This window comes from Mucilaginibacter sp. P19 (assembly GCF_050632265.1).
Lineage (GTDB): Bacteria > Bacteroidota > Bacteroidia > Sphingobacteriales > Sphingobacteriaceae > Mucilaginibacter > Mucilaginibacter gossypii.
Window position 1 is genome coordinate 2346920 of sequence record NZ_CP192586.1, and the last position, 26815, is coordinate 2373734.

General features: G+C 41.3%; 30 protein-coding genes and 3 pseudogenes. 10 read left to right on the top strand and 23 right to left on the bottom strand.

The annotated features are described in order from the left end of the window. Window positions 1-170 precede the first annotated feature (170 nt). From ACQ86K_RS11200 to ACQ86K_RS11210, 3 genes and pseudogenes are all read right to left on the bottom strand, one after another. Window positions 171-761 carry a hypothetical protein gene (locus tag ACQ86K_RS11200; protein ID WP_090525003.1) on the bottom strand — a complete coding sequence of 197 codons (591 nt, stop codon included), beginning with the start codon at window positions 759-761 and terminating at the stop codon, window positions 171-173. Next, window positions 748-1245, bottom strand: a pseudogene (locus ACQ86K_RS11205) (RNA polymerase sigma factor). The gene ACQ86K_RS11200 and the pseudogene ACQ86K_RS11205 overlap by 14 nt, the downstream one beginning before the upstream one ends. A 41-nt stretch (window positions 1246-1286) precedes the next feature. Beyond that, window positions 1287-1814, bottom strand: coding sequence for a hypothetical protein (locus ACQ86K_RS11210; protein WP_091167791.1), 528 nt, complete (start codon window positions 1812-1814; stop codon window positions 1287-1289). Between the two features lie 270 nt (window positions 1815-2084). Here ACQ86K_RS11210 and ACQ86K_RS11215 point away from each other — a divergent pair, with 270 nt between their 5' ends. The 5 genes and pseudogenes from ACQ86K_RS11215 to ACQ86K_RS11235 all read left to right on the top strand — a co-directional run bounded on the left by ACQ86K_RS11215 (window position 2085) and on the right by ACQ86K_RS11235 (window position 5247). Continuing rightward, the gene (locus ACQ86K_RS11215; protein ID WP_091167787.1) at window positions 2085-3476 is read left to right on the top strand and encodes a dicarboxylate/amino acid:cation symporter; all 1392 of its coding nucleotides are present in this window, start codon (window positions 2085-2087) and stop codon (window positions 3474-3476) included. Window positions 3477-3884: 408 nt separating this feature from the next. Continuing rightward, on the top strand, window positions 3885-4361 hold the full coding sequence (locus tag ACQ86K_RS11220) for a hypothetical protein (protein ID WP_431200371.1): 477 nt from the start codon (window positions 3885-3887) through the stop codon (window positions 4359-4361). Window positions 4362-4465: 104 nt separating this feature from the next. After that, complete coding sequence (gene rplU, locus ACQ86K_RS11225) at window positions 4466-4774, top strand: 50S ribosomal protein L21 (RefSeq protein ID WP_090467954.1); 309 nt, start codon at window positions 4466-4468, stop codon at window positions 4772-4774. Window positions 4775-4823: 49 nt separating this feature from the next. Continuing rightward, window positions 4824-4883: pseudogene (locus tag ACQ86K_RS11230) on the top strand (50S ribosomal protein L27); the annotation flags it as partial. A gap of 19 nt (window positions 4884-4902) precedes the next feature. Further along, window positions 4903-5247: a 50S ribosomal protein L27 gene (locus tag ACQ86K_RS11235; RefSeq protein ID WP_431200372.1), complete on the top strand. Its 345-nt coding sequence runs from the start codon at window positions 4903-4905 to the stop codon at window positions 5245-5247. A 76-nt stretch (window positions 5248-5323) separates the two neighbouring features. Here the strand turns inward: ACQ86K_RS11235 and ACQ86K_RS11240 are convergent, their stop codons facing one another. The 14 genes and pseudogenes from ACQ86K_RS11240 to pbpC form a co-directional block, all read right to left on the bottom strand. After that, window positions 5324-5752 (bottom strand): energy transducer TonB, encoded by a 429-nt coding sequence (locus ACQ86K_RS11240; RefSeq protein WP_091167780.1) that lies wholly within the window; start codon window positions 5750-5752, stop codon window positions 5324-5326. A 21-nt stretch (window positions 5753-5773) separates the two neighbouring features. Continuing rightward, window positions 5774-7366: a M1 family metallopeptidase gene (locus tag ACQ86K_RS11245; RefSeq protein ID WP_091167777.1), complete on the bottom strand. Its 1593-nt coding sequence runs from the start codon at window positions 7364-7366 to the stop codon at window positions 5774-5776. Between the two features lie 6 nt (window positions 7367-7372). Next, entirely contained in the window at window positions 7373-7768 is a 396-nt protein-coding gene (locus ACQ86K_RS11250) for an energy transducer TonB (RefSeq protein ID WP_091167774.1), read from the bottom strand. Between the two features lie 36 nt (window positions 7769-7804). Continuing rightward, window positions 7805-8194 (bottom strand): TonB family protein, encoded by a 390-nt coding sequence (locus ACQ86K_RS11255; RefSeq protein ID WP_091167771.1) that lies wholly within the window; start codon window positions 8192-8194, stop codon window positions 7805-7807. Window positions 8195-8207: 13 nt separating this feature from the next. Further along, window positions 8208-9182, bottom strand: a complete 975-nt coding sequence (locus ACQ86K_RS11260; RefSeq protein WP_091167769.1) for a polyprenyl synthetase family protein — start codon at window positions 9180-9182, stop codon at window positions 8208-8210. Window positions 9183-9271: 89 nt separating this feature from the next. Next, window positions 9272-11409: pseudogene (rnr, locus tag ACQ86K_RS11265) on the bottom strand (ribonuclease R). Between the two features lie 83 nt (window positions 11410-11492). Beyond that, a complete protein-coding gene (locus ACQ86K_RS11270) occupies window positions 11493-11873 on the bottom strand; it encodes a type II toxin-antitoxin system VapC family toxin (protein ID WP_176844451.1) in 381 nt (126 codons plus the stop codon). Further along, complete coding sequence (locus ACQ86K_RS11275; RefSeq protein WP_091167762.1) at window positions 11855-12094, bottom strand: hypothetical protein; 240 nt, start codon at window positions 12092-12094, stop codon at window positions 11855-11857. Before ACQ86K_RS11275 ends, ACQ86K_RS11270 begins: the two co-directional genes overlap by 19 nt. A gap of 73 nt (window positions 12095-12167) precedes the next feature. After that, entirely contained in the window at window positions 12168-12335 is a 168-nt protein-coding gene (locus tag ACQ86K_RS11280) for a hypothetical protein (protein WP_431200373.1), read from the bottom strand. Between the two features lies 1 nt (window position 12336). After that, complete coding sequence (locus tag ACQ86K_RS11285; RefSeq protein WP_431200374.1) at window positions 12337-12696, bottom strand: ATP-binding cassette domain-containing protein; 360 nt, start codon at window positions 12694-12696, stop codon at window positions 12337-12339. Next, on the bottom strand, window positions 12693-13865 hold the full coding sequence (locus ACQ86K_RS11290; RefSeq protein ID WP_431200375.1) for an ATP-binding cassette domain-containing protein: 1173 nt from the start codon (window positions 13863-13865) through the stop codon (window positions 12693-12695). Before ACQ86K_RS11290 ends, ACQ86K_RS11285 begins: the two co-directional genes overlap by 4 nt. A 2-nt stretch (window positions 13866-13867) precedes the next feature. Next, window positions 13868-14575 (bottom strand): 3'-5' exonuclease, encoded by a 708-nt coding sequence (locus ACQ86K_RS11295; protein WP_091167756.1) that lies wholly within the window; start codon window positions 14573-14575, stop codon window positions 13868-13870. A gap of 99 nt (window positions 14576-14674) precedes the next feature. Beyond that, window positions 14675-14935, bottom strand: coding sequence for a hypothetical protein (locus ACQ86K_RS11300; protein WP_431200376.1), 261 nt, complete (start codon window positions 14933-14935; stop codon window positions 14675-14677). Further along, window positions 14860-17064, bottom strand: coding sequence for a penicillin-binding protein 1C (gene pbpC / locus ACQ86K_RS11305; protein ID WP_431200377.1), 2205 nt, complete (start codon window positions 17062-17064; stop codon window positions 14860-14862). The genes ACQ86K_RS11300 and pbpC overlap by 76 nt, the downstream gene beginning before the upstream one ends. A gap of 82 nt (window positions 17065-17146) precedes the next feature. Here pbpC and ACQ86K_RS11310 point away from each other — a divergent pair, with 82 nt between their 5' ends. After that, window positions 17147-17761 carry a glycosyltransferase family 2 protein gene (locus tag ACQ86K_RS11310; protein ID WP_431200378.1) on the top strand — a complete coding sequence of 205 codons (615 nt, stop codon included), beginning with the start codon at window positions 17147-17149 and terminating at the stop codon, window positions 17759-17761. A 336-nt stretch (window positions 17762-18097) separates the two neighbouring features. Here ACQ86K_RS11310 and ACQ86K_RS11315 read toward each other — a convergent pair whose 3' ends face one another. The 3 genes from ACQ86K_RS11315 to ACQ86K_RS11325 form a co-directional block, all read right to left on the bottom strand. Beyond that, window positions 18098-19273: a glycosyltransferase family 2 protein gene (locus tag ACQ86K_RS11315; RefSeq protein WP_091167748.1), complete on the bottom strand. Its 1176-nt coding sequence runs from the start codon at window positions 19271-19273 to the stop codon at window positions 18098-18100. Continuing rightward, entirely contained in the window at window positions 19270-19494 is a 225-nt protein-coding gene (locus tag ACQ86K_RS11320; RefSeq protein ID WP_431200379.1) for a hypothetical protein, read from the bottom strand. Before ACQ86K_RS11320 ends, ACQ86K_RS11315 begins: the two co-directional genes overlap by 4 nt. Before the next feature lie 95 nt (window positions 19495-19589). Beyond that, on the bottom strand, window positions 19590-20192 hold the full coding sequence (locus tag ACQ86K_RS11325) for a glycosyltransferase (RefSeq protein WP_431200380.1): 603 nt from the start codon (window positions 20190-20192) through the stop codon (window positions 19590-19592). A gap of 77 nt (window positions 20193-20269) precedes the next feature. Here ACQ86K_RS11325 and ACQ86K_RS11330 point away from each other — a divergent pair, with 77 nt between their 5' ends. Genes ACQ86K_RS11330 through ACQ86K_RS11345 form a run of 4 tightly spaced genes read left to right on the top strand, consistent with a single transcriptional unit; the run spans window position 20270 to window position 22823 of the window. Then, window positions 20270-20770, top strand: coding sequence for a hypothetical protein (locus tag ACQ86K_RS11330; protein WP_091167743.1), 501 nt, complete (start codon window positions 20270-20272; stop codon window positions 20768-20770). A gap of 10 nt (window positions 20771-20780) precedes the next feature. Then, window positions 20781-21947 (top strand): fused response regulator/phosphatase, encoded by a 1167-nt coding sequence (locus tag ACQ86K_RS11335; RefSeq protein WP_091168298.1) that lies wholly within the window; start codon window positions 20781-20783, stop codon window positions 21945-21947. After that, window positions 21922-22257: an STAS domain-containing protein gene (locus ACQ86K_RS11340; RefSeq protein ID WP_091167740.1), complete on the top strand. Its 336-nt coding sequence runs from the start codon at window positions 21922-21924 to the stop codon at window positions 22255-22257. Before ACQ86K_RS11335 ends, ACQ86K_RS11340 begins: the two co-directional genes overlap by 26 nt. 14 nt (window positions 22258-22271) lie before the next feature. Next, window positions 22272-22823 (top strand): sensor histidine kinase, encoded by a 552-nt coding sequence (locus tag ACQ86K_RS11345; RefSeq protein ID WP_091167736.1) that lies wholly within the window; start codon window positions 22272-22274, stop codon window positions 22821-22823. A 140-nt stretch (window positions 22824-22963) separates the two neighbouring features. Here the strand turns inward: ACQ86K_RS11345 and ACQ86K_RS11350 are convergent, their stop codons facing one another. Genes ACQ86K_RS11350 through ACQ86K_RS11360 form a run of 3 tightly spaced genes read right to left on the bottom strand, consistent with a single transcriptional unit; the run spans window position 22964 to window position 26806 of the window. Then, on the bottom strand, window positions 22964-24178 hold the full coding sequence (locus ACQ86K_RS11350; protein ID WP_091167733.1) for a glycosyltransferase: 1215 nt from the start codon (window positions 24176-24178) through the stop codon (window positions 22964-22966). A gap of 57 nt (window positions 24179-24235) precedes the next feature. Next, the gene (locus tag ACQ86K_RS11355) at window positions 24236-25453 is read right to left on the bottom strand and encodes a glycosyltransferase family protein (protein WP_091167730.1); all 1218 of its coding nucleotides are present in this window, start codon (window positions 25451-25453) and stop codon (window positions 24236-24238) included. A 9-nt stretch (window positions 25454-25462) separates the two neighbouring features. Beyond that, window positions 25463-26806, bottom strand: coding sequence for a lipopolysaccharide biosynthesis protein (locus ACQ86K_RS11360; RefSeq protein ID WP_091167727.1), 1344 nt, complete (start codon window positions 26804-26806; stop codon window positions 25463-25465). Window positions 26807-26815: the final 9 nt, after the last annotated feature.

Genomic DNA, 26815 nt, shown 5'->3' on the forward strand with positions numbered 1-26815 from the left:
AAGGCTACAGATGCATAAGCCTCCATATCTTCTGGTTTATTTAAATGAGCAAAGAAATCAAAAAAGTTTTTTTGCTTAGCTCCAATAATACGTCGGCATCAGCTAAAGTTAATTTTTGAATTGTTACAGTTTCGGAAATAGCCATCAGGCAAATCTAAAAAACTAATCCTTTAATCAAATTGTTCTTTCAACCTCACTAATCTGTCAATCATAAGGTTTAGCTTTTCTTCCTCGTTCTTAAACATCCGGGGTTTAAGGTAAAACGTAGTGAACAAAAACCAGATCCCGATTGATGTATATGTTACTATTTTAAAAGTGAGGGATGAATGTTCAAGTACTTCGATAAAATACATGGCCAAGCCTGCGCTGAGCAACAATATATAGGTATAATAAAACCAACCTATAACTTTGCTGCGGTTTTTTTGATATGCCTTAAGGCTGTCAAGATATTCGGCAGGGTTGAGTGTTGCATCGCGCTTACTCAAAATGTGGTAATGACGTACCATTAATGAAAGATACATCAACATGGTTACCAGTACGATGAGGATTCCGATAGTAGTAACTGCAGATTTAAATGCCAGGAAAAAAGTGACGACAAAAGCGAATGCGACAGTTACAACCATGGCCACAATACTCCAGTATAACTTTTGGGTTATACTCCTTATTCCCTTCTTTACCTGCTTCAGCACCTCATCCACCGAAAGCTGATCTGGTTTTGGCTGTCCCTGCCAAACCGACATCAAATGATCAAAGTCTTTCATACTGGTTATATAACTCCGTTAATTTTTGTTTTATACGATAAATTTTCACCCTCAGGTTCCCTTCTGATATACCCGAAATTTCAGCAATTTCGGGGTATGGCACCTCATCAAGTACCATAGTTATAATAATCCTTTCTGATTCTTCCAGTTTTGAAATACATTTATAGAGCAAAGCTACCTGCTCGTTTTTATCCGATAGTTCTTCTCGTTTTGTTTCCGCTAATTGTGGGGTTAGTCTCGTCTTTGGCCTGGCGTTTTTCCGAGCGCAAATAGGTTAAGCAGGTATTTACAGCAATGCGGTAAATCCAGGTTGATATCATGGCCTGGTTACGGAATTTCTCTAAATTTTGCCAAACCTTTAAAAAGTTTCCTGTAGCAGGTCATTGGCGGCATCGTCATCGCCGGTATAACCATAGCACAGATGGAATATCTTTTTAGAATTAGCTTCATATATCTGCTTGAATGCTGCTTCTTTGTTGGCCACTTCAGTTAATTTTATATTTAGACGATGTTAAACTTTATATGTTACAACAAGTGATCATTCTTTTTAAACCAGCCAAGCTTGCTTTCTGCATCGCTTATTAATTTATTGTAACTATCCTGGTAGTCAAATTGTAAGTCTTCATGAAGCTTGTTAATTAAACCACGGATCTTTTCAACCTGCCTTATCAATATCAGCCTTAAGGGTTTGTATGAGGTGCGCCGGTCGGCATATTCAAGGTAATTTTCGCAAAAATTGATCAGTAAATCAATCTCAGCACCTTTTGATGTCATAAACTTGGTGTACTTGCTCAGCAACCTCAATATTTTGCGCATACCCTTTGCTGCGTTGTAACTCAGCGATGATAACTGGCTGAACATGAAACCCGCTTCGGCTTTTACTTTTTCAATAAAAGCGGCTTCATCATGGGCTTCAAAAAGCAGGTAGGCCAACAGCTCCTTGTTTTCTTTTTTGTACCGTGCCAAGCGCAGCATTAATTCGGCCAATTGCTCGTTGTGCAGGTGCTGAATTTCCTTTTTTATATGCTGTAATCCGTAAGCTGTGATACTCATGTTGTAAATAAGCGGGTAAAATACTAATTGTTTAAATATTTTTCACGAATTGCCTTTTAAGCTTGATTCAATTAGAACGAATTACACGAAGGGGTTCCAATTATAATGGTGTAATTAATTGTAGTACGCAAAATTAGTGAAGAAACTGAAATAGCGTTTGCTGAGTGCAACGATTTTATTTTCTCATCTGATTTAAATGGAAAATAGAATATTCCCACACCTGTTTAAACAGCGCGTAAATTTTGTAGTTTTGCAGGCTTATTAAATTAAATGAAAAAAAGCAGACTGACGCTCTTCATTTTTATCGCACTGGTATTGGGTGTGATAGCCGGTTATATTTATAATACCTACGTTTTTGCCGATTTGAATAAACAGCTCAGTACCGCCGGGACTGCAATTAAAGCTATTGATAAAAATATTGAAGCATTACCCGATACTACGGTTGCGGCCTACAAAGATCTTAAGTTACAAAGAATTACCCAGGTTAAACTGCAAAGCCAGGCTACCGATGCGCGGGAAGATAAACTTGAACTTTATAATATCCTGAGCAAGATCTTCCTCAATCTTATAAAAATGATTGTGGCCCCGTTGGTATTTACCACCCTGGTGGTAGGCGTAGCCAAGGTAGGGGATATCAAAGCTGTGGGCCGGATTGGTGGCAAAACCATGCTTTGGTTTATCAGCGCTACGCTGGTGTCTTTATTATTAGGCATGTTATTGGTTAACCTGTTTGAACCGGGCAAAACCATGCACCTGCCGCTTCCGGATAGTCATTTAAGTACCGGTATCAAGAAATCTGCATTATCATTAACCGAGTTTGTCGGTCACGTTTTCCCTAAGAGCTTTATTGAGGCGATGGCCAATAACGAAATATTACAGATTGTTGTGTTCTCTTTATTTTTTGGCGTAGCGACAGCAGCGATAGGCGAACAAGGCAAAATAGTGGTCAAAGCAATGGATGCCTTTGCACATGTGATCATGAAGATTACCGGTTATGTAATGAAAATGGCCCCTTTAGCCATATTTGGTGCCATAACCGCCGTAGTGGCCAAGCAGGGAATAGGCGTACTATCAACGTACGGTATTTTTATCAGCGAGTTTTATTTTTCGCTCATCGTACTTTGGTCGGTAATTATATTGGCCGGGTATATTGTATTGAGAAAGCCGGTATTCAGACTTATTAACAGAATTAAAGACGCCATGCTGATCGCATTTAGTACTTCAACGAGCGAAGCGGCCTATCCAAAGGTGCTGGAAGAGCTGGAGCGCTTTGGCTGCAGTAATAAAATAGTAAGCTTTGTATTGCCATTGGGGTATTCATTTAATTTGGATGGCTCCATGATGTACATGACCTTTGCATCATTGTTTCTGGCGCAATCATATGATATTCATCTTTCATTCGGGCACCAGTTATCCATGTTATTGGTGCTGATGCTTACCAGTAAAGGTGTGGCGGGTGTGCCAAGGGCTTCGCTCGTGGTTATAGCAGGTACGTTGGCTATGTTTAATATCCCCGAAGCCGGCTTGTTTTTGCTAATAGGTATCGATCCGTTGTTGGATATGGGACGTTCGGCCACAAACGTATTAGGCAATGCAATGGCAACAGCCGTTGTGAGCAAGTGGGAAGGAGAAGAGGTAGGTACTCAAATAATAAGAGAATAAAGTATGCCGTCATTGCGAAGAACTATAGGGTAAATCCCAAAAAGCAGTGATGATGGGAAAATATATTTTAGAGCTGGCGCGTATGGCCGCGTTAGGGATTGTAGTGAAAAGCCCACAGCGCGGGCTGGGATTGCGGGCAGGAAAGGTGAGGACTTGTAACGGAAAGCCCGGGCCGCAGGCAACGCCCAAGTTTGTAGATAGAAAAAAAGCATTAATAATCAATTTATAATTATGGCATTATAAGAAACGAAGACAGCCGACCGAATGCAGTTCATTAACACCTATAAATTATAGCTGTTGATAGTCTCTGATATAGAATCGCTCTGTATAGTTCGTGATTGCTTCGTACCTCGCAATTACATGATGAAAAAACAATAATTCACTAATTCAATAACTCAATAATTATATATGTCTCCCCGTTTAAAAAAAGTATTTCTGATCATGACTGTTGTGGTGCCGTTTATACTGTACTGCGTGTATTATTATGGCATGATGATTAAGAATGCGCCATACCGCTTCGTTGATTTCGAATCGATCAGTTTTCAGTATGGTCATAAGGATAGCCTTGTAAATAAATACGATTCACGTACAGGTATGTTCCAATACCTTGACAGGCGCGATTCGTTGGTTAAAGAGCATTTGCGTTTAACTAAAGATGACCTGTTATACCTGCACCGTAAAGCTGCCGACCTGGGTTTCTGGGATTTTCCGTCGAAGGAAACGGGTGATACGTCGAAAGTTGCTGATGGAAAAGCTGTTCGGTACATTATTGAGTTCAAATACAAAGAAAAAACCAAGCGTGTGATCTTTGATACCGATTATTTTGGCAATCCTAAACTGATTGACGCTAATCAAAGGTTGATAGCCGAGATTCAAAAAAACTAACTGATGTAGAGAATCGTGGTAAAAAATAAAATATCGGGATGTTGTTTATTAAATAATCAATCCCTATATTTGCACCTCGAAATTTAAAACAATATTTAACAAACATGTACGCAATAGTAAGTATAGCAGGACAGCAATTTAAAGTTGCAAAAGACCAGCAGATCTTTGTACACAGGTTACAAGGCGATGAAGGCGCTAGTATTGAATTTGACAGTGTATTGTTAGCAGAAAACGAAGGTAAATTCAAATTAGGTTCTGATTTGAAAGGTGCTAAAGTATCGGCTAAGATCGTGTCACATTTAAAAGGTGATAAAGTAATTATCTTCAAAAAGAAAAGAAGAAAAGGTTACAAAAAGAAAAACGGTCACCGTCAGCAATTTACCAAAATTGAGATCACCGGTATTACATTATAATTAAAGGTTGAACCGGAGTTGTTCTGCAATTCCATAAAAGAAATAAAAAATGGCACATAAGAAAGGGGCCGGTAGCTCAAGAAACGGTCGTGAGTCGCATAGCAAACGCTTAGGTATCAAAATTTTCGGTGGTCAACCAGCAATCGCAGGTAATATCATCGTCTCGTCAGCGTGGTACCAAACACAATCCAGGTTTAAACGTTGGTCTTGGTAAAGATCATACTTTATTTGCACTGGCTGAAGGTATCGTAGTTTTCAAAAAGAAAGCTGATAATCGTTCATACGTATCAGTAGTTCCGTTTGAAGCTGCTGAAGTTGAAGAAGTAGCTGCATCTGCACCAAAAGCTAAAAAAGAAGCTGTAGCTGTTGAAGCTCCTGCTGCTGAAGAAGCTCCAAAAGCAAAGAAAGCTGCTGCACCAAAAGCTAAAAAAGAAGAAGCTGCTGATGCTGCTGAAGAAACTGTAGCTGAATAATCAGTTAACAAGTATTAGGATATAAAAAATCCCGGTCAGTTTTGATCGGGATTTTTTGTTTTGCAGATATTTCCGATTATCGCTCTTTTATCTTTTTTACAACGGCTGGTATATCGTTACCTTTTCCAAACAATACAGGTACAGAGTATAGGCAACGTACGGTTTTGCTGCTTTGCTGAGCCGGTTTCCATTTAGGGCCTCTTTTTATTATGTCGATGGCAAGCGAATCAGTTTCAGAAGTTAACCCTTTGGTTACATGGGTATTGGTTATACTGCCATTATTTTCTATAATGAAGGTAATAATGACCAATCCTGAAGGCAGGTCTTTAAGTGGGGATTTTTTTATAGTATTCGATATATACTCTTTAAATTTTTCAACACCACCAGGAAATTCCGGAAGTTGCTCAACCTCGGTATAAACTGAGGTGTCTATCTTCGCTGTCTGCGCTTTAACGGCGGGTAATAACATTACAAATAGAAATGCGATAAGTAGGACATGTTTCATCTTAAGATAGTAGTACTTTATTTATTCGATGATCAGTTTCTTTAAATAGTAAGTATCAGGATCGATAACCGGCATGGTTTTGCTGGTTACGGTGATGCCTTTTTTATCAAGTGTATAACGTTTGGTAACACCGTCAGTTGTAATGTCAACAGGCAAGGGCATATCTATATTTAACAACTGAACCTGGTATTTATCGCCTCGCTGAGCTTTTACATGTACTTCAAGTTTATTGATTGAGTAGATGTATAGATCAAATAGCGGTTTCAAGTCCTTACCCGCAGCCTTGCTAAAATATTGCATCACATCATCGGTATTGGCCAAATTGCTGTAAGTATAACGTGGGTCGGTAACAAAACTTTTAAGGGTAGGGAAGAAAGTGCTATCGCCCATAATATACCTGAGCGTATGCATAAAGAAAGCAGCTTTACCATAGATATCTCCATTATAAGCCGATTCTTCGTCAATATCTTTCCCGATAACAATCGGAATTTTATTGCCGAATGAGAGTGCCGAGTTTTGGAAGAACTTGATATAAGCTTTCTCGCCTTCAAATTCCCTTACATACAGCGCATCGCCGTAAGTACAGATGCCTTCATGGATCCAGTAATCGGCCCAGTCTTTGGCGGTTACTTTGTTTCCCCACCATTCGTGACCAAATTCGTGGTGCATCAGGCCATCGTAATCTTCGCCCCCAACTTTGGTGTATTTAAATTTGGCACCGTAAGCATTCATGGTTTGATGCTCCATGCCCAGATGAGGAGTTTCAACTATGCCTATCTTTTCTTTTACCCAGGGATATTCACCAAAATATTTCTCCTGCTCTTTAATTGTTTTTACAAAGATATCAAGATGGTGCTCGGCCTTAGAGGCATGCTCTTTTAATACATAAAACTGGATGGGTACATTATGCCCATCTACAGTAGTATACGGACGGGTTACCACGGTATAATCACCTGCATTGAATAATATACTGTAATTGTTAATGGTGTATTTGGTTTGCCAATGAAATGTCGCTGTTCCCTTTTGCTTGCTTACGCCTTTTAATAATCCAGGCCCGGCAACTACGAGGTTTTTAGGAACAGTGATAAACATATCTACGCCATCGTTCGGCTCGTCGGATGGATGGTCTTTACATGGGAAATACAGTTTGCCGCCAGTGCCTTCGGCAGTGATAGCCATCCACTGGTGCCCGGTTGAATCGCGGGTCCAGATAAAACCATCATCCCATGGTGGCCTACGGGCAACATGGGGTTTGCCACCATATATTACTTTTACGCTTGCTTTACCGGCAGGTAGCTCTTTGGCTGTATTAATGGTAATGAGGTTATTCTTGTATTCAAATGCTTCCTGTTTGCCATTTACTAAAACCTTGCTGATAGTTAAAGAATCTAACAGGTCAAACAATAAAACCCTGGTTGGTTTCGCCATGATTACATCAATGGTAGTAAAACCATTAATGGTTTTTTGCTCCGGATCCACAACAAGAGAGATTGTATAATGCCGAACATCCATAATGGCCTGCTCGGGTTTAAGCTTTCCGCCTGAGGTGAGGGTTTGGGCACGAACATATCCGGCAAAAAGGAATATAGTTGAAATTAGTATGGCTTTTTTCATAGAATATTAATGGCTGCGTTTAAAGTTAATGGGTAAGGCATATTGAACCCTTACGGGCTGGCCCCCTCTCATGCCTGGTTGCCAGGGGGAAGTCATTTTTATAAGCCGTAGCGCTTCCGTATCTGTAGCCTTGGATAAACTTTTGGCAATTTTTAAATCGCTAAGACTTCCATCTTTTTCTACCACAAACACAACATATACCCGGCCTTCAATTGTATCTCCTTTAGGATATTTAAAATTTTCATGAATGAGTATGGCAAGCTTCTGGAGGCCACCCGGAAATACAGGAACTTGCTCAACTGATGTAAATACGGGGTCTTTAGCCTTTGTTGTATCAGTTGTTTGAGCTTTTGTTGCTAGGGCTCCCATTATGAACATCGCAGCGGACAGGATTCTCTTCATCGACCTTTGTTCCTTGGTGAAATTTATGATGATTGGTCAATTAGCTTTTGCGCTATCTAAAACTTGCACATCCTGCACGGTATAAAATTGTATGGGGACGGAATATTTTGATTTAATAAAATGCCCGTCGCGCATGGCCGGGATCCATTTTTTTGATAAAGAAATTACCCGTAAAGCTTCTTTATTAAAAGGTTCACTCATGCCTTTAACAACTTTCAAGTCGGTTAAACGGCCGTCATTTTCAACAAAAAAGCTTATGGTAACAATGCCTTCTCCTCCGCTTACCTCCTTTGGCCATTTTAAGTTTTGATCTAAAAATTCATGAAATGCCTTATCGCCACCACGGAAATGCGGAGGCGTAAGTTTTTGCGCCTTAGCGCTTAATGAAACCATTAAAATGATAAGGATGGGTGAAAATTTCTTCATCCTTAAATATAAATCAATTCTCCCTCACCAGCAAGCCGTCTGCAAAATCTCGCAGGTATTGTTTATGATCTTCGGGCAGATTAATAGCGTCGAGGGCTACGAAAGCTCTATCGGCATAGGTTTGCATCGCTTTTTCAGCATGCTGCCTGATATCAAGTTCGTTGTAAATGTTGGTTATAGCTTTAACCTTTTCTGCAGTGTCAAATTCAGCTGCACTTAGCCATTGGTTTAGCGTTTGTGCCTGGCTGCCTTTTGTCAGTTCAAGGGCCCTGATTAGCAAAAATGTTTTTTTATTGGAGATGATATCGCCGCCAACCTGCTTGCCAAACTTTTCAGGATCGCCATAAACATCCAGTATGTCGTCCTGTAGCTGAAACGCTATGCCCAGGTTTACGCCAAAAGCATCGATCAGGTCTGCGTCGGTTAAAGCTGCACCGCCAATGATGGAGCCGATTTTTAATGTACCACCTAACAGCACCGCCGTTTTAAGACGGATCATGTTGATATATTCTTCAATACTTACATTGTTACGCTGTTCAAAGCTCATATCAATTTGCTGGCCTTCGCACACGCCGGTCGCAGTATCGTTAAAAACGTCAAGTACATTACGCAAAATGCTGTCATCAACCTTCATCATCAGGCGGTTGGCTTCTACCATCATGGCATCGCCGGAGAGGATAGCGACATTGGCGTTCCATTTTTCATGCACAGTTGCTTTGCCACGGCGGAGCGGGGCTTTATCCATAATATCATCATGCATCAGCGTGAAATTATGGAATACCTCTATAGCCAGTGCGGGTTCAATAGCCTTGTCAACGTCGCCGCCAAAAAGGTCACAGGCCAGCAGGAGCAGGGCAGGGCGCATACGTTTTCCGCCAATAGATAAAATATAGCTTATCGGTTCATACAGATCGGCCGGGTAAGCGGGATAGCTTAGTTTGCCTACTGCATCATTTATTAGTAACTGTAACTCTGTAAGTTGTTTCATTTGTTTACGGGAACCCTGATTTTCTTGATTTTAGGATCGACTTGATTATAAATATCAGGAAATCCTAAAATCAGGCGAATCACGGTTCATTATTCTTGTACCAATATAAAGTCTATCTGTTTTTTGGTCAGATCAACCTGTTTTACCTTAATCTTTACTTCATCGCCCAGTTGGTAAATTTTCTTTTTACGCTGACCGATGATGGCGTAATTTTTCTCGTCCAAAGTATAAAAATCGTCCGAGATATCGCGCAGGCGGATCATACCCTCGCATTTGTTTTCAATGATTTCTACATACATACCCCATTCGGTAACCCCCGATATGATGCCCATAAAGGTATTACCAACCTGGTCGCGAAGATACTCAGCTTGTTTGTATTTTACTGAAGAACGCTCTGCATCGGCTGCTTTTTTCTCCATTAAAGAACTGTGCGAACAGAGCTTTTCATAAAACTCGGCATTGGCCGATTGTCCGCCATTTAAATAATGAAACAGCAACCGGTGTACCATGACATCAGGATAACGGCGAATTGGCGAGGTGAAGTGCGTATAATGATCAAAAGCCAAACCGTAGTGAGCACTGCTTTTGGTAGTGTAAATAGCTTTGGCCATGGAGCGGATAGCCAGATGGGTTAGCACGTTCTGTTCTTTTTTCCCTCTACGTCTTCCATCAGGTAATTGAGGGATTTTGCTGTTTCCTTGTCAGATTTTGTATTGATTTTATAACCAAACCTGGCTGCAAACTGGGCAAAATTGGCCAGCGCATCGGGCTTGGGCGAATCATGCACACGATAAACAAAAGTGTATTTGTGTTTGCCTTTGCCCATTTTGCTCACCCGCTCGGCCACTTTGCGATTAGCCAGCAACATAAAATCTTCGATTAGTTTATGGGCGTCTTTGCGCTCTTTTACATAAACGCCTGTTGGTTTGCCGTTTTCATCCAGTTTAAACTTAACTTCGGTAGTTTCGAAACTGATAGCGCCGTTTTTAAATTTACGGTCGCGAAGCTTATAAGCCAGTGCGTTGAGCTTGAATATTTCTTCCTTAAAATCACCTTTTCCCGTCTCTATTACTTCCTGTACTTCTTCATAGGTAAAGCGTCTGTCGGAGTAGATGATGGTTTTACCGTACCATTCGGTAATGATATTGGCATTTTCATCCATTTCGAACACTGCAGAAAAACAAAGCTTTTCTTCTTTTGGCCTGAGCGAGCAAAGACCGTTTGATAATCTTTCGGGCAGCATCGGGATAACCCTGTCCACAAGGTAAACAGAGGTAGCCCTGTCTAAAGCCTCTTTATCCAAAGCTGAATCAGGGGTAATGTAATGCGATACATCCGCAATGTGAACACCAACTTCGTAGTTGCCATTATCCAGCACGCGATAGGACAGGGCATCGTCAAAGTCTTTGGCGTCAAATGGGTCGATGGTGAAGGTTGTGATGTTTCGGAAATCACGGCGTTTGGCAATTTCTTCGGGCGTGATCACGTCCGGAATTTCTTCAGCATCATGCTCAACCTCGGCAGGAAATGATAGCGGAAAACCATATTCGGCCAGGATGGCGTTCATCTCCGTATCGTTTTCACCTTGGGCTCCTAAGATATGTTTGATCCTTCCGATAGGGTTTTTAGCTTCTGTTGGCCAGTCGGTGATTTCGGCTACAGCTTTGATGCCATTTTTAGCCCCGTTAAGCTCGCTAATGGGGATGAAAATATCGTGCATCATCTTACGATCATCAGGAATAAAAAACGCGTATCGTTCTGAGAGTTTAACAATGCCCGTAAACTCCATTTTGGCACGCTGCAGAATTTCGATAACCTCGCCTTCTTTGTGCTTGCCTTTACTTTTGGCGTATACATAAACTTTCACACGGTCGCCGTTAAGAGCGGTGCGAAGCTTACGCGGAGCGATGAAAATATCGCTTTCAAACTCGTCATCGGTAACGATAAAGGCCGAACCATCGTTGGTGAGGTCAACTACGCCTTCAATAAAGGTTTTAAGTTCAAGCAGCTGGAATTTGCCCGGAGCGATTTCTTTTAATACCGATTTTTTAACCTCGTCTTTTAAGATGTCGTAGATGATCTCGCGCGATTCGGGGTCACGGACGTTTAATTTAGCAGAAACCTGTTTATAGTTGAGTGGCGTATTGCCGTTTTGTTCAAATATATCAAGTACCATTTGGGTAAGTACCTGGTGTATAGAAGAGTTGTTTTTCTTGCGTTTAGACATAGAATAGTATTTGCATCAAAGATACAGAATTTTGGGGTGTGGGAATGATGGTATTCAAATGCTTAAATAGACATCAAGAGTGCCTACGAGCGATATGGATCAAGTAATTTTAAATCCGAAATTTTTGAAAAATCGCTGATGTTCCTTGTTATTAAAGTCAGCTTGTTGACTATCGCTGTCGCTGCAATTATTGCATCGGGGAGTTTTACACGATAATTTTTTCTGATTTCAATTGATTTTAGAATCACTGGCTCATTGAAATCAAATATGTGTGATATATTTATAAAATCGGTTAAAAGTTTTAATTGGCTATCAGTAGCTTTGGGCCAGGCTAAAAGTTCAATGCGCGAAATTACGGAAAGCTGAAAATTTGTATTATCTAAAAGCTGGTTTGATTTTTCTGGTAATTTGCTTTCGAGATAATCGATAATTGCGTTTGTGTCAATTAAATATCCCTCTTCCACTCGTCTCTGATGTTTTTTACGTGATTTTGGAAATCGATGTATTGTTCATCGGATAATTTTAGCTTGCCTCTAAAATCAGATGGCTTTTTGCCTTCTATCTGTTTTTCTTCCTGTAACTCATCCACAGCATACAAAAGCACTTCTATCTGTTTCCCTACATAGTCCTGTGGAATATGAATAGAAATATCCTGTTGTTCCGGTGTCACTTTCGTGCGTATCATTTTTTTAATGGTTAAATAAAAAAAGTGCTTTTAACAAATTTAAACATTTAGATTGGATATTTATGCAGCCTGATCAACCCGGTATTGAAGCAATCAGCCTTTTGGTGTATTCTTCTTTTGGGCGATAATAAATATCGTCGGGATAGCCGGTTTCCACTATCTCGCCTTTGTTCATCACCATCATCCGGTCGGAGATATGTTTAATCACGGCCAAATCATGCGAAATAAAGATATAGGTCAATTTAAGTCTCGTCCTGAAGTTCGCGAATGAGGTTTAATACTTGGGCCTGAACCGATACATCAAGCGCGGAAACTGATTCATCGCAAATGATAAATCTAGGCTGGAGCGCCAAAGCCCGGGCAATAACAATCCGCTGCCGTTGTCCACCCGAAAACTCATGCGGATAACGGTCAAAGTGCGCGGGCAGCAGGTTAACCCGTTCAAGTAGTTCCAGCACTTTTCGTTTGCGGGTTGTATCATTGCTGTAAAACTGATGTACCTGCAATGGCTCCATAAGTGATTGGCCAACGGTAAGCTTAGGATTTAATGATGAGTATGGATCCTGAAAAATGATCTGGATATCTTTTCTGATCTGCCTCAACTCATTTTTTTAAGTTCACGAAGATCAGTACCATCAAAAGAGACCTTCCCCGAAGTAGGTTCTATCAACCTTAAAATACTTCGCCCCAAAGTGGTTTTTCCACAGCCTGATTCGCCGACGAGGCCTAAGGTTTCGCCTGGGTATACATCAAAGCTTACATTGTTCACTGCTTTTACAACATGATCTTTTCGTTTGAAAAGCCCCGTATCTGTAGGGAACCAGGTATTTAATTTATCTGCCCTTAACAAAGGCTGCTGTTCATATAGTTTACGCTTTCTTTCGGCGATTTCGGTGTCCGGGTAATGATATAATTCCCTGATGCTTTCTATAGTTACTGCGGGCCTGGCCCCATCCAGAAAATCGGCCACAACAGGGAGTTTTTTCAAATGCTGCTGCGGGGAAGGACGGCAGGCCAGCAATCCTTTAGTATAAGGGTGCCGGGGATTTGCGAATAGATCTTTTACCGCGGCTTCCTCTATAATTTCGCCTTTGTACATCACCAAAACCCGGTCGGCAATCTCTTTGATCACACCCAAATCATGCGATATAAAGATCAGGCTCATATGCCTTTCAGCTTTAAGCTTGTGCAGCAGCTCAATGATTGTTTTTTGCACGGTAACGTCAAGTGCAGTGGTGGGCTCATCGGCAATCAAAATCTCCGGGTTGCAGGCCAAAGCCATCGCTATCATTACCCGTTGTTTTTGTCCGCCCGAAATCTGGTGAGGATAGCTGTTGAATATGGCTTCGGGCCGCGGTAATTGTACTTCTTTAAACAGCTCAATGGTTTTTTGTTTAGCCTCCGCTTTACTTGATCCCAAATGCAACCTGATAGCTTCCGTAAGCTGAAAGCCACAAGTAAGTACCGGGTTAAGCGAGGTCATTGGCTCCTGGAAAATCATGGCTACCTGGTTGCCGCGCACACGCCGCATTTCATCTTCCGATAATTTACACAGGCATACACCATTTAAAAGCACAGAGCCATCTATTAGGGCCTGATCTTCATTAAGCAAACGCATCAGGGCAAGGGAGGTAACAGATTTGCCCGAGCCGGATTCGCCGACAATGCCAATGGTTTCACCTTTGTTAAGTGTAAAAGAAATTCCCTTTACCGCTGTGAACTGGTTTTTACCATTCTTAAAACTAACCGACAGATCACTGACTTTAAGCATTATTAGCCTACAATGGTTATAAATTCGTCTGCTATCAGTTCTTCGCCGCGGTAACGTCTTAATAGTTGTGCTGTAGCTATCACATCTTTTTGGCAATAAGCGCAAATGCGCTCCAACTGGTTTTCATTCCAGTATACGCGGCCTACATCGCTGCCATCTATATCGTCTTTTGAGGTTGGGATATTAAAAATTGTGGTAAGCAGGTTTAAGGAAGTGTAATGTTTGTGATCGCCAAACTTCCATAATTCCATGGTATCTAAATGGACAATCTCCCAGGGCTTTTTACCCGCTATTTGCAGCTGCGGCGGAATTGATATGCCGTTTACCAGTAAACGGCGGCAGAGGTACGGGAAGTCAAATTCCTTGCCATTATGAGCACATAAAATAAGGTTGGGCGGTTGACTGACCAACAGGTTGCAGAATTTGGTAAGCAATTCTTTTTCATCATGTGATGCAAAAGATTTTACCCTCAAGCCAATGTTTTTCCCGGCAATAAAGATCCCGGCCGAAATGCAAACTATTTTACCAAACTCGGCCCAGATGCCGGCGCGCTCATAATGAATGTCAGCAGGTTCATCTTTGCGTTGATGCCGGGTTTTTAGTTCCCATAAAACCTGCAGATTTTCGGGCAGTTGTTCGTGGGTGCTGTACTGCGGCACCGTTTCGATATCAATTACCAATAAATTATGCAGATCGTACTGTTCAAGCATCCGGTTAAAAATTATTGAGCCAATATAATGATAAAGTTAGTAGATGGTTGCTGCGGACATTTAGTTTACAGAAAAATTAAAATCGATAAGTTGTGTTTTTTATTTCTTCAATACTTCAAACGCTATGCTGATAGTATTGCCGTTGCCATCAACCAACGTAAGAATATGTCTGCCCGGAGGTGGGTTTAAAGCCACCTGGTGAAAATCTTTGGTCTCGCCAACGTACTGATCATCCAGGTGCCAAAAAATCTTCATACCTGGCTGGCGGTGTGCTGCGTTGCAAATCATGCGGCCACGGGTGCCGTCTGCTTCAAGGGGCACGTATATTTTAGCACCGTTTTTAGGGTAGATGACTTCCATTGTATTTCCATTGTCGGCCTGGATACAATCCGGGCGAAAGGGAGGAGTACATGATATTGATAGTTTCTGGCTTTGTAATAATATTCCATAGATGGCGGCAACACAAACCAGCTTTTATTGAGGATGTTATCCGGCGGCTCACAATTACCGTTTACCTGCCATTTGGCATCGGCAGATAAATGCACCAATTGATGGTAAGGACAAACAGGGGCTTTCAGGCCGCTTTTGGGTACATATTGCTCATCTGCATCCTGGCAGTATTGCCCGGCCCGGTAGCCGCTTTGTTTGCACACATTTATTTTCACCATTTCGCCCATTGGCATTTCAAACCAATCGCGCGATACGGGCAATAGCCTGAAGATTTCAAACAGGGCAGGTGCAGCTGTGTTAATGCCCGTTAAGCCCGGCCGGCCCTCGCCATCGGTATTGCCAACCCAAACGCCAACAACATATTTAGGAGTAACCCCAATTGCCCATCCATCGCGAAAGCCAAAGCTTGTACCGGTTTTCCAGGCCACCCGCTGGCTCGAGCTAAATTGCTGCCATAGCATTTCCTCGCCCGGCCGCATCACTTCCTCCATGGCTTGGAAAGTGTAATAAACAGAAGCCGCATCCAATAACCCAGACTTTTCAAGTTCAGGTTTGGCTGTAGCCTTCTTTTCATAAACAGGATTATGAAAATCAGCAGGATCATACTTGCCATTGTTTTTGTTGTAATGATTAAGTACGCGCGCCATATCGGCATAAGCGCCGCTTAATTCCCAAAGTGTGTTTTCACCCCCGCCCAATATTAACGACAGTCCATAGTGATCGGCAGGTTTGGTTAAAGTGGTGATGCCTGCTTTATGCAAAAAATCATAAAAACGCTCATATTTGTATTGCTGCAGCATTTTAACCGCCGGTACATTCAGCGAACGGGATAAGGCGCGTGATGCGGGGACAGCACCATCATAACCCAGATCGAAGTTTTCCGGATGGTAACCCGCGATCATGGTAGGTACGTCGGGCATCAGGCTATTGGGCAATATCAGTCCGTCGTGCAACATTGCCGCGTATAACAGCGGCTTCAGGGTACTTCCGGGGCTTCGCGGGGCATCTATCACATCAACATCGCTCTCCATTTGCGGGTCCTCCCGGTGGGATATGTTACCGGCATATGCAAGTGTTGCACCTGTTTCAACATCAAGTACAATGGCGGCAATATTGTTGATGTCGTTAGCCTTTAGTAAACTATGATGCTGCTCCAGGATATCGTTTACCTGTTGCTGAAGCGACGACTTGATGCTGCTTGTAATGCGGGTATCTCCCTCTGGCTTAGCCTGATGATCGGTTTTAAAACGTTGCAGCAGGTGTGGAGCAAGTTGAGGAAGGGCCACCGGTCTGTCGGGCACAGGCTCGAGCCGGGCGAGGGCTGTAGTTGTACTATCAATGATACCTGCCTTATGCAATTTATCCAATAATGAATTCCGTTTGCGGAGCAGTATGGCCCTGTTCCTGCCAGGGTGTACCAGGGATGGCGAGTTAGGCAAAACAGCCATAGCCGCCATTTCGCCCCAGGAAAGTTTATCCGGGCTGCGGCCAAAATATCGCCAGGAGGCAGCATCCAACCCAATGACATTGGTGCCGAAGGGGGCGTTACTGGTATATAACGCTAAAATTTCGCTTTTGCTATGGGATATTTCAAGGCGCATTGCCATGAAAATCTCTTTCAGTTTATTCCAGATATTGCGTTTATGCCTGGTAGCCAGCCTGATCACCTGCATAGTAAGGGTACTGCCGCCGCTGCTTACCTTTTTCGAGCTCAGGTTTTGCTTGATGGCCCGGCTAAAAGCAACAATATCAAAGCCGGGGTGGTGCTCAAAGCGTTTATCCTCAAAAGTGATAATACATTGTTTGAATTTTTCAGGTACTGTGGGATTATAAGGAAAGCGCCATTGGCCATCATTTGCTATGGATGCACCGAGTAACTGGCCCCGATCATCGTCAATTACGTAGGAGGTGGGACTATTAAATAAAGGATTGGGCAAACAAAACCAAAATATCAGGGTTAAAACAAACAAAAAGAAAAGTGATACTATAACTTTAGGCTTTTTTAAATAACTTTTAGCTCGTTTTAGCGCAAATTGCATTACTAAATATAAAAATATTAAGCCAGTTCAGGTTTATACAACTATAATTGTGGCAAAAATCTACCAGGCAATAATACAATAAATGACGATACAAAAATTATCAATTATTATTCCGGCTTACAACGAAGGTAAAACCATCCATTTAATTTTGGATAAAATTAAAGAGGTAAACCTTATCAACTATATTGAAAAAGAAGTGATCATTGTAAATGATTGCTCAAAGGATGATACAGAAGCAGCTATTTATAAATATAAACTTGCCAACCCCGAAGTTAACATTCAATACTTTAAGCACGAAGTAAACAAAGGTAAGGGAGCAGCTTTACATACAGGTATAGCAAAAGCTACAGGCGATTACCTGATCATCCAGGATGCCGACCTTGAATATGATCCGGCTGAATACAACGATCTGTTAAAGCCCGTAGTAGCGGGTTTTGCTGATGTGGTTTATGGTTCCAGGTTTATGGGAAGCAACCCTCACCGTATCCTGTTTTTTTGGCATACCATTGGCAACAGATGGCTTACTTTTGCTTCAAACATGTTTTCCAATCTTAACCTTACTGATATGGAAACATGTTATAAACTGTTCAATACCAAAGTTATCCAATCCATAAAGCTCACTGAAAAGCGTTTTGGCTTTGAGCCCGAGGTTACCCAAAAATCTCGAGGGTACACCGCATCAGGATCTATGAGGTAGGCATTTCCTATTATGGCCGTACTTATGAGGAAGGCAAAAAGATAGGATGGAAGGATGGGGTTAGGGCTATTTACTGCATCCTTAAATATGGATTGTTTAAATCAAAGTAAGAGTTTTTCTATAGCAGTAGCTTTCATAAACCGTATTTCTTCTTCACTGAAATTATCAGCAAGAACTTGAATGACGAAAGCCGTTTTTTAGAGTGGCCCAATCCATTTTAAATTGCACACAGTAGATGCAATGTGACGCGTCTCAATATACAAATCAACGTGTTAAACAGGTTCTAAAATGTTTGACATTCAAAAAATAGTTGTCATCAAAACTAAAATCAATGTTTTACTGCTTCCGTTGTACTTTTTCCCAAACCGCGCTTTGCTTGGTACTAAAATAGCGGATAATGCCCGCCAGCACTGCATAGTTCATAACACAAAAATAATAGGGAATGAAAAGAACTTTTATACGGAGCTGCCGCTTTTCCATTATCAGCCCAAGCAAGGCCAGCAAATAAAACAATATCTGCGCCAATAATAATCCTTGCATAGCTGTTTCTCCAGGTTTAAGAGCCAGCACAACGTTTAAAATAAACGATAATATAAGCAGGAACGGTGTAATGGTCCATCTTAAAACCCGGTGACTGATATACTGAAACGATAAAATTGGGTAGGGGAAAGGATTGAATAATTTTTTTAGCCTTAAAATAGATTGCATTCCGCCGGCAGCTATCCTCACTTTTCGTTTTAACTCTTCCGACACATTTTCCGACGCCGTTTCGGTAGCGTATGCTTCAGGTTCATAAACAATGCGGTAGCCTTTAGCAGCTATCAGCATCGAGATCATAAAATCGTCAAGCACAGTATCCGCTTCAACAGGCTGATATAGTGAGCGGCGCACACTAAACAGTTCGCCTGCCGCACCCACAACCGAATATAGTTCCGAATCCCATTTTTTCAGGGCCGATTCATATTTCCAGTAGAACCCTTCACCAGCCGCACTGGCATCTGCGTTCTCATCAATATGTACCCGTTTTTCGCCCGCAACGGCGCCAACTGTTGCATCGCTGTAATGCCTGCAGATCTTGATCAATGCATCTTTATTTAAAAATGTATTGGCATCGGTAAATACAACCGCGTCTGTATCAACATAGTTCATGGCACGATGTACCGCGGCTATTTTGCCGGCGCGCTGTGGCTGGTGCAGCAATTGTATCTGCGGGTACCTGGCAACAATAGCGGGTGTTTTATCCGATGACCCGTCGGTTACGAAAAGCAGTTTTAGTTTTCCTTCGGGATAATTAAGCAGGAGGCTGTTGCTGATCTTTTGCTCAATAAAATATTCTTCGTTGTAAGCGGCTATCACCAAAGTACAGGTAGGAAGTTCATCCAGGTTTTCTGAAGGAAGAGCTTTCCGGCCTTTAAAAGCCCTTTTGATCCTGATGATCAGGTACAGAAAAATCCCATACCCGGCAAAAGTGTAAAAAACAATAAAAAGGCTTATGGCTAAAATTATTTTCATGTTATGGTGTTAATGGGGTATCCTAAATTGCTGCTGTTTTTTGAGTGGGTAAAATTCCACCATACTGCTTTAAAAAGCATCGGAATAAAGTCGTATTGTTTTTCTTTGACGTAGTTAACCAGGTTACGGGGTACCACAATCAGCAGAAAATAAAAATAAAATAATACTTTTTTAAGCGGCGGGGCATTCCGGCGGATAAAAAGGATCCTGTTCCGGTTCATGAAGTATTCTTTTAGTTTGCTTTTTTTGCCTACCGAAACAGATTCTTTATGGTAAATAAGCGCATCGGTACAAACCCAGGCTTTAAAACCTGCTCTTATGATGTGTTCGCACCAGTCAACCTCTTCATAGTAAAGAAAAAGTTTTCGCTCATCATGCCCGCCTTTTCAATAGCTTCTTTCCTGATCATCATGGCTGCTCCGTGGCAGTAGGCTGTAGGCGCAGTTATATTATCAAACTGACCTTCGTCCTTTTGCTTTAAGCCTATCACGCTATTTCGGCAGGTGTAATAGTTCATAGGTGTGTAGCCCGCATATTGTATTAATTGTTTATCACTGAAATACTTGATCTTGGGCGACAGCATTCCTACGGCGGTGTTACTATCCATTACCTCAACCAGTTTTTCAACTAAACCCGGGGTAAACTCGGTATCATTGTTCACCATAAAAATATAATCGCCGGTTGCTACCGTAAGCCCGAGGTTATTTCCACCGGCAAAACCAAGGTTAACATCTGAGCGGATAAATATTATTTCGGGGAATTTTATTCTCCAGCCTGGAACCGGATCTATCTTACTTGCATTATCAACAACAATTATTTCTATATTACTATAAGTACTTGTATTTTTAATTGATAATAACATTTCCTCGGTAACGGATGGCTGATTAAAACTTACAGTAACAACAGAAACTTTTTTCATCTAAAAGGGGTTATTATCGATATTGCTTTTTACGGCTAATATTAGTAAAAGTTAACCAATTATATCACTATATTCCTTTGAATAATAACCAACCAAATAATGATGAGTCACTGCTTACCATAAAAGCAGATGAGCTTATACAATTGCTGAAAAAGGGGAATGTTGATAAAGAACTTGTTAAAGCCATACAGCAAAAAATTAATAATGCTATTGAAAGTAATTCGAACCAGCAAAAATTTGATGCCTTTAGCGGGTTAGATCAGGAGCAAAGCCGGCTTGATATGGTAACAAACCTGGAATTTTTACTTACCCAACACCAGGTTGATAGCCGGGAATCGAAGAAATACCTGCTGCATGAAAGAATAAAACATATAGTTTTGGTAGCGATTGCGGTTACCATGATCATACTTGGTTTAGCCATGATCATCATGCCTGCACCGCCATATTTTGAAATGTTTACCATTTTTTATTTTTCAAAGGACGACGGTATAACTTTAATGGATGTTATATCGGTGTTAATAGTATTATCGGGTGTATATTTGTTTATAAATGCCCTACTCCGAAAAATTAACGCCTGAACTCACTAATATGCCGAAACGTCCAAAAATACTCCTGGTTGATGATAGCCCGCTGATTTTGATGGTTATAGGCCAGGCTTTGGAAAAAGAGGGTTTTATTAGCCGCAAGGCAGGTAATGTAAAGGAAGCTATGACGGTGCTTGAAAATGAGATCCCCGATTTGATTTTGTCTGATTATCAAATGCCCGGTACAGATGGTTTTGCATTCAGGCAGCATTTAATGACTGTACCTGAGTATAAAAATATCCCCTTTATGTTTTTAACATCGGTTACCGATCACGCTCACATGATAGCGGGGATCAGTCTTGATGCTATTGACTACATTGATAAGGATACACCCATTGTGGTCATTATCTCAAAGATCAATAATTTTTTGAACAGCATCCGCGAACGCCACGAACACACGATCAGGGAGCTGAGCAGCGCCGCAATAGCCTTAAATTTGTATTCCGTTCCGCAGGAAATACCCCGTATTAATGGCTTTGAAATAGATTTCTGGCATAAATCGTTTGAGAATTACCCGGGCGGAGATTTTATTGATGTGCTAACTATAAATAACAGGTATACTTTTATTATCCTGGGCGATGTGATGGGCAAAAAATGGGGAGCATGGTTTTTTTCATTCGGCTATCTGAGCTATATAAGGGCAGCTGTAAGGATATGTGTTTCGGAAGGGGACGTATCAACCAAAAGTATCATGCAAAAAATCAACTCGGTAATTTACCATGACCCGGTTGTGAGCGACGTGCTGTCGACACTTTCACTTGTCAGGATCGATCCGGAGAATGAAACGCTAAGTTATACCGGCGCGGGCGACTTGCCGCTGTTGTATTTTAGCTCCAGGGAAAATAAACTTAACAGGATTAACTCATCAGGCTTGTTGCTGGGGATTAGTAAAGAGGGCGGCTTTGATGAACATTTATTTACCATGCAGCCTGGTGATCAGTTGATCATGATAACAGATGGATTGATAGATAAAGAGACACCGGCAGGAAAGAAAACCGATCTGAACAGTTTTATTGATGAGATTGAAAAATATCTTGGTAAAACCAATTCATTTGCAACCTTAAAACACGATGGCTTTTTGAACGAAAAAGCGAGAGAACAAATTGATGACTGCAGTTTAATATTTATTCAAAAAAAACAGCTAAATGATATTACAAACACATCTGCTTAATAATGCATTAATTGCGGATATCCTGCTTAAAGAGGCGAATTTGGGAAATGCTGAACAATTTAAGTCGGAACTGATGAGCCTGATCAATAAAGGAAATAAGTATGTTATTGTAAACTTTGAACAGGTAATATATGTTGACAGTTCTTTTTTGGGCGCATTGGTATCGGCTCTTAAACTGGCCATGAACAGCGGGGGAGACATTGCCGTAGTTGGCTTAAATAATGATATCAGGTCATTGTTTCAATTGGTGCGGCTTGATAAGGTGTTCAGGATCTATACAAATACACAGGAGGCTTTAACCGGGGCATAAACGAATTTACTACCTTGAAAAAATTTGTTTTTAACAATGAAACCGAAGGTATTTATCCTTTAACTGTCCAGATCATTAACTATATCCAAAACATGGCAAAAGATATAGTTGATGACGACGCCGGCTTCAGGATAAAAACCATCCTGATTGAACTGCTTACCAACTCGCTCAAGCACATGGGGGATGATGTTACCAGGATCGGGATTGATCTGAAAAATAACAAATTATATATAAGTAAACAGGATAAGGGAAGGCCGCTGCAAATTAATACCAGGCAGGCATTGTTAACCTGGCCGTTAACGCACAGCAAATTTACCCCAAATGAAATTGCCATCTATGGTGATGACTTCGGTACATTAAAAGGACGGGTGAAAAACAGTAACCAATTAGAGTTTTTTACCGAAGACCTTGATGTACGGTATGTTAACAAGGAAACCATTATGGGGTTAAATGAACATTATGGCCTGATGATCATCGCACGTGCCAGCGATGCGTTTAACTACAAACATAAACCTGATACAGGCGTAAATACATTTACTTCGATAATTGAACTTAAACAGCGTTAGGCATCATTGCATAATTTCTGAAGGCCTTTGTTAATGGGTCAAGGGGATGTTATATAAGTAGCCGAATTACAACCACCAGGGAAACAACTTTCGGCAAAGTAATTATATTATTGGGCAATTAATTATCACTCTCGTTTTCGCTATTTCACAGCTGTCTGTTCGTTTACCGGTTCTGTAGGAGCATTATCGTGCGGCGTATGAATAAACTTTTTGTTTGCCCCTTTTAACTTAAACAGCAGTAAAAACATGGTGAAAAATATAAGCGGCAGTTTAAGCATGGCTTCTAAAAGTTTTCTATTATAAAACGATGTTGGTATGGCAACTACGATACCAAGGTAACAAGCCACTGTTGCCCCGAGCCACAAATGCCAGTGCGGGCCTATGCCCGGAGTGAAAAAAGAGATCAATAGCATAAAAGGCATCAGGCCAAGCATTAATACGCGCGGCAGGATAGCCATCTGATAAATCTCATTCACGTAGTCAAAATTGCCGCGGAAAAATTGGGCCGGCGCGGTAGCTCCATACTTTTTAAGCAAGTTAAACTGAGCCGAAAGCCAGCGCTTACGCTGCTTTTCAAACACTGCGGGATTACTCACTTTTTCATCGTAGATATACGCTTTTTCTGCATAAGCAACATGGATCTTATCACGGGTCAATAATAAGCCCATTTCCTTGTCAAACCCGCCTACGGCATCAATACGCGACATTACATTTACAAACAGGTTGTACTCCAAGGCCATACCCGAACCTATAATGGCTGCCGAAAAATTAAACAACTGCTGCGATTTTCTGAAAATATGATTGTTAACTTCTTCGCTTACAGCATCAAGTATTGCTACCTGCGTGTTTGAGTTTTTTGCTACCCTATGGCCCTGCACCACCCGGTGACCTGCTTGTAAATAGTTGTTGATCTGGTATAGGTAATCGGGCGCGGCAATGTTATCAATGTCAAAAACAACCGCGGCATCAAATCCAACCGCCGTGTTTTCAATGGCTTTGTTCAGCGCTTTTGATTTGGTGCTGGTTTCAAAAACCACCTCTACTACCTGCAAAGGCATCTGCTTTAATTTAACAATGGTTTCAGGTTTCATGGAGTCGGCTATCACACAAACCGTGAACATATCTTCAGGGTAATCGATAGTTAGTGCCGCCGCCGCCGAGTTTAGAATAATTTCATCTTCTTTATAAGCGCAGATATAAACTATAAATTTACTGAGCGCAGTGGCTGTGGCCGGCTGTTTGATGGGGATTAATTTTCCGAGTACCGAAAATACAAACAGGTACAGGCTATATACACCAAGGTATATAAACAGCAAAATGGCGATTAGGGATGCTATGAATTTAATGATTTCCATGTGTTTTATTGCTAAACCCTGTTTGTATTAATTAGCAGCAGGTTGTATTATTAAAAATTAACTTTTCCGTTTATTGTTCAAATTTGTTGCCAGCAAACTTTTGATCTCTGTTATACGGTGCTCCCATGTATTTTGTGCGGCTATTTTTAATCTTTTTTGTTGTAAAAAAGGAGTGTCGTTTAACGATAAATTAAGGGCAGCAGAAAATTCATCAACATTTTTGCAGATATATACGCTGTCGCCGGTAAACTCTTCTAAATCTTCGTTAAAATCGGTGATCACTACCGGCCGGCCCGAGCCCAGGTATTCAAATAACTTAAGCGGAAAAATGGAACTGCTTACGTCATCTTTTTTGAAGGGGATAATAGCAACATCAAATCCCTTAAGCACGGCAGGCAACTGCTCATAGGGTACTGCTCCTTTTTTGAAAATATTAGGCGCATTAAAAGCGGGGTTGTTTTCATAATCTTTACCAACCGGCCCTACAAATACAAAGTTTTTATCGGGATTTTGTTCGAGTAGCTGCGTTAACAAATTATAATCAATACGCCGCTCAATATTGCCGAAATAGCCGATTATCGGTTTAGGGATATCAGAAAGGATATCTGCTACAGGCAACGCCGGATCCAGCGCTTTTTGACTATGGCCGATGTCGGCTGCATTTGGTACGAAGTAAGAGTTAGGGTTAAGTTTTGCTTTTGCATTGCGTAACTCTTTACTGGTGCTGATCACCAGATCCATATCTTTCACCAATATATCTTCGGATATAAGGCCGTGACGAATTTGGTATTCCTCAATAAGTGGATCAACGCAATGATAAACTTTTAATAACGGTTTCAATTTTAACAACCGATGCAAGCTTGGATAGTAAAACGCATAGGAGTTGATAAAGATGTAGTCCTTTATTTTAAGGCTCTTAATAATCTTATTGAGCCTGGCCGCTACAATTCGTTCGTTCACTTTCACGGCCAGCCGATAGACAGCTCCTTCGGGCAACGAATTAATCGACGGTACCGGAGGCGTAATAATGATCTTTAAATTAGGGATCTCTGTTTGGATAAAACTATTTTGAGGAGAAAAGAAGTGCGGTTTGCGTGCCTTATAGCCCGGCGTATTTTTAAACTGGATATAATCTTTCCAGGTATAGGGCCTGTCAACATAATACACGTAGTTATCTATGGCCAAATGTTTGGCCATAGTATAGTTTGTTGATTCGAGGCGGCTATCAAACTGCATTTGCGAAAATATTACGATATGCCGGTTTTTAAGCTCCATATAAATTGCTTATTCAGTTAGTCGTTTTCCTTTTATTTTGCCCATCACAACACCTATAAACTCTTTTAATTCGATGTAGCCTAAAACAAAGATGTCGGATATTTTAAACTGAAGATGTTTTTTTAATGCCCAGTAACCAAATATAGCACCGGTAGCAAAGGTAAAGATAGAAGCAACTGCTACCGCATACAAGTTGTGGAAAATGAGAATTCCCGTAAAATCGCCTATTATGTTAACAGTTAGCATCAGGAACACTTTGATCATGTTAAGATGGGGTTTGTTGATGATATCAAGCGTTATACCGAAAAACCTGTCGATAGGCAGCAGCATTACGTAACACATAAAAATCCTAAAGATATTGCCTGCATCAGAATGCTGGTATTTAGCGCCAAATAGCAGCCCGATAATAAGGTCGGCAGCAACGAAACAGATAACAGCGATAGGGGTAAGCGCTATGGTAAGCATGCCCGCATATTTTTTCATGATATAGGTGACATATTTTTGATCGCCCCGCTGTACAGCCGCCGACATTACCGGCAATGCAGTAGAAATGAAAGCCCTTAGCGGGATTTCAAAAATCTCCATAAGCCGTTGCGGAATGTAATAAACAGCCAACAGATCGGGGCTGAACATAGGCTTTACGATAAATGTATCAGAGCTCCTGAGCAGGTATGAACTTATAGATGTGCCTACACTGTATTTACCAAAATGGGCCATTTGTTTTATTGTAGCCCAGTTTTTGTGTGCTATGGTTTTTACCTTAGCCCAGCCTGTAGTAATGCAAATAACGCTGCTTAACAGGTTAGCTGTAAAGTAACAATATATAGTTGTTTCAAAATTTGATTTGCCTGCAACGGCAACGCCAACCACCAGCGCCAGAAAACCTCCCTGGTTCATTAATTGCAGCGTGAACATTTTATCAAAGCGTTCTTCGGCCTGGAGCGTCCAAAGGCTCACTGCCGAGGGGAGTGTGCAGAAATAAATGAAGCTAAACCATTTAAGCGTAATACCTATATCAGCATCCGGATTTGTGTAAATAAGATAGATCAGGAGATTTACGACGGCAAATGCGCAGGTGACCATAAAACCCAGGTACCAGGCAGAGCCTGATATGTTTTTCATTTTTTCGGGTGTAGAGCCTGAATAAAATTTTATGACCGATGTTTGCAGAAAACCCGTACGAAAGGTATCGGCCAGCGTAAATACAATCTGGAAAAACACATAGTTGCCAAAGGCGGGTTTACTTAAGCGGCGGGCCAGCAGTGATAGTATCACCATTCCCAAAACCGGCAATACGGCGTTGGTTGCCAGTGAAAGCGTGTGTTTGTTTATTAATTTTTTAAATAAACTCATGTATCATGT

Bases quoted from the DNA above. Each gene is read 5' to 3' on its own strand.
- ACQ86K_RS11255 (WP_091167771.1), bottom strand. From the start codon at position 8,194: ATGAAGAAATTTTCACCCATCCTTATCATTTTAATGGTTTCATTAAGC.
- ACQ86K_RS11200 (WP_090525003.1), bottom strand. From the start codon at position 761: ATGAAAGACTTTGATCATTTGATGTCGGTTTGGCAGGGACAGCCAAAA.
- ACQ86K_RS11210 (WP_091167791.1), bottom strand. From the start codon at position 1,814: ATGAGTATCACAGCTTACGGATTACAGCATATAAAAAAGGAAATTCAG.
- ACQ86K_RS11290 (WP_431200375.1), bottom strand. From the start codon at position 13,865: ATGCTTAAAGTCAGTGATCTGTCGGTTAGTTTTAAGAATGGTAAAAAC.
- ACQ86K_RS11300 (WP_431200376.1), bottom strand. From the start codon at position 14,935: ATGGAAGTCATCTACCCTAAAAACGGTGCTAAAATATACGTGCCCCTT.
- ACQ86K_RS11260 (WP_091167769.1), bottom strand. From the start codon at position 9,182: ATGAAACAACTTACAGAGTTACAGTTACTAATAAATGATGCAGTAGGC.
- ACQ86K_RS11215 (WP_091167787.1), top strand. From the start codon at position 2,085: ATGAAAAAAAGCAGACTGACGCTCTTCATTTTTATCGCACTGGTATTG.
- ACQ86K_RS11350 (WP_091167733.1), bottom strand. From the start codon at position 24,178: ATGGAAATCATTAAATTCATAGCATCCCTAATCGCCATTTTGCTGTTT.
- rplU (WP_090467954.1), top strand. From the start codon at position 4,466: ATGTACGCAATAGTAAGTATAGCAGGACAGCAATTTAAAGTTGCAAAA.
- ACQ86K_RS11335 (WP_091168298.1), top strand. From the start codon at position 20,781: ATGCCGAAACGTCCAAAAATACTCCTGGTTGATGATAGCCCGCTGATT.
- ACQ86K_RS11220 (WP_431200371.1), top strand. From the start codon at position 3,885: ATGTCTCCCCGTTTAAAAAAAGTATTTCTGATCATGACTGTTGTGGTG.
- ACQ86K_RS11340 (WP_091167740.1), top strand. From the start codon at position 21,922: ATGATATTACAAACACATCTGCTTAATAATGCATTAATTGCGGATATC.
- ACQ86K_RS11315 (WP_091167748.1), bottom strand. From the start codon at position 19,273: ATGAAAATAATTTTAGCCATAAGCCTTTTTATTGTTTTTTACACTTTT.
- ACQ86K_RS11320 (WP_431200379.1), bottom strand. From the start codon at position 19,494: ATGAACCGGAACAGGATCCTTTTTATCCGCCGGAATGCCCCGCCGCTT.
- ACQ86K_RS11250 (WP_091167774.1), bottom strand. From the start codon at position 7,768: ATGAAGAGAATCCTGTCCGCTGCGATGTTCATAATGGGAGCCCTAGCA.
- ACQ86K_RS11295 (WP_091167756.1), bottom strand. From the start codon at position 14,575: ATGCTTGAACAGTACGATCTGCATAATTTATTGGTAATTGATATCGAA.
- ACQ86K_RS11325 (WP_431200380.1), bottom strand. From the start codon at position 20,192: ATGAAAAAAGTTTCTGTTGTTACTGTAAGTTTTAATCAGCCATCCGTT.
- ACQ86K_RS11355 (WP_091167730.1), bottom strand. From the start codon at position 25,453: ATGGAGCTTAAAAACCGGCATATCGTAATATTTTCGCAAATGCAGTTT.
- ACQ86K_RS11275 (WP_091167762.1), bottom strand. From the start codon at position 12,094: ATGATACGCACGAAAGTGACACCGGAACAACAGGATATTTCTATTCAT.
- ACQ86K_RS11240 (WP_091167780.1), bottom strand. From the start codon at position 5,752: ATGAAACATGTCCTACTTATCGCATTTCTATTTGTAATGTTATTACCC.
- ACQ86K_RS11245 (WP_091167777.1), bottom strand. From the start codon at position 7,366: ATGAAAAAAGCCATACTAATTTCAACTATATTCCTTTTTGCCGGATAT.
- pbpC (WP_431200377.1), bottom strand. From the start codon at position 17,064: ATGCAATTTGCGCTAAAACGAGCTAAAAGTTATTTAAAAAAGCCTAAA.
- ACQ86K_RS11310 (WP_431200378.1), top strand. From the start codon at position 17,147: ATGACGATACAAAAATTATCAATTATTATTCCGGCTTACAACGAAGGT.
- ACQ86K_RS11360 (WP_091167727.1), bottom strand. From the start codon at position 26,806: ATGAGTTTATTTAAAAAATTAATAAACAAACACACGCTTTCACTGGCA.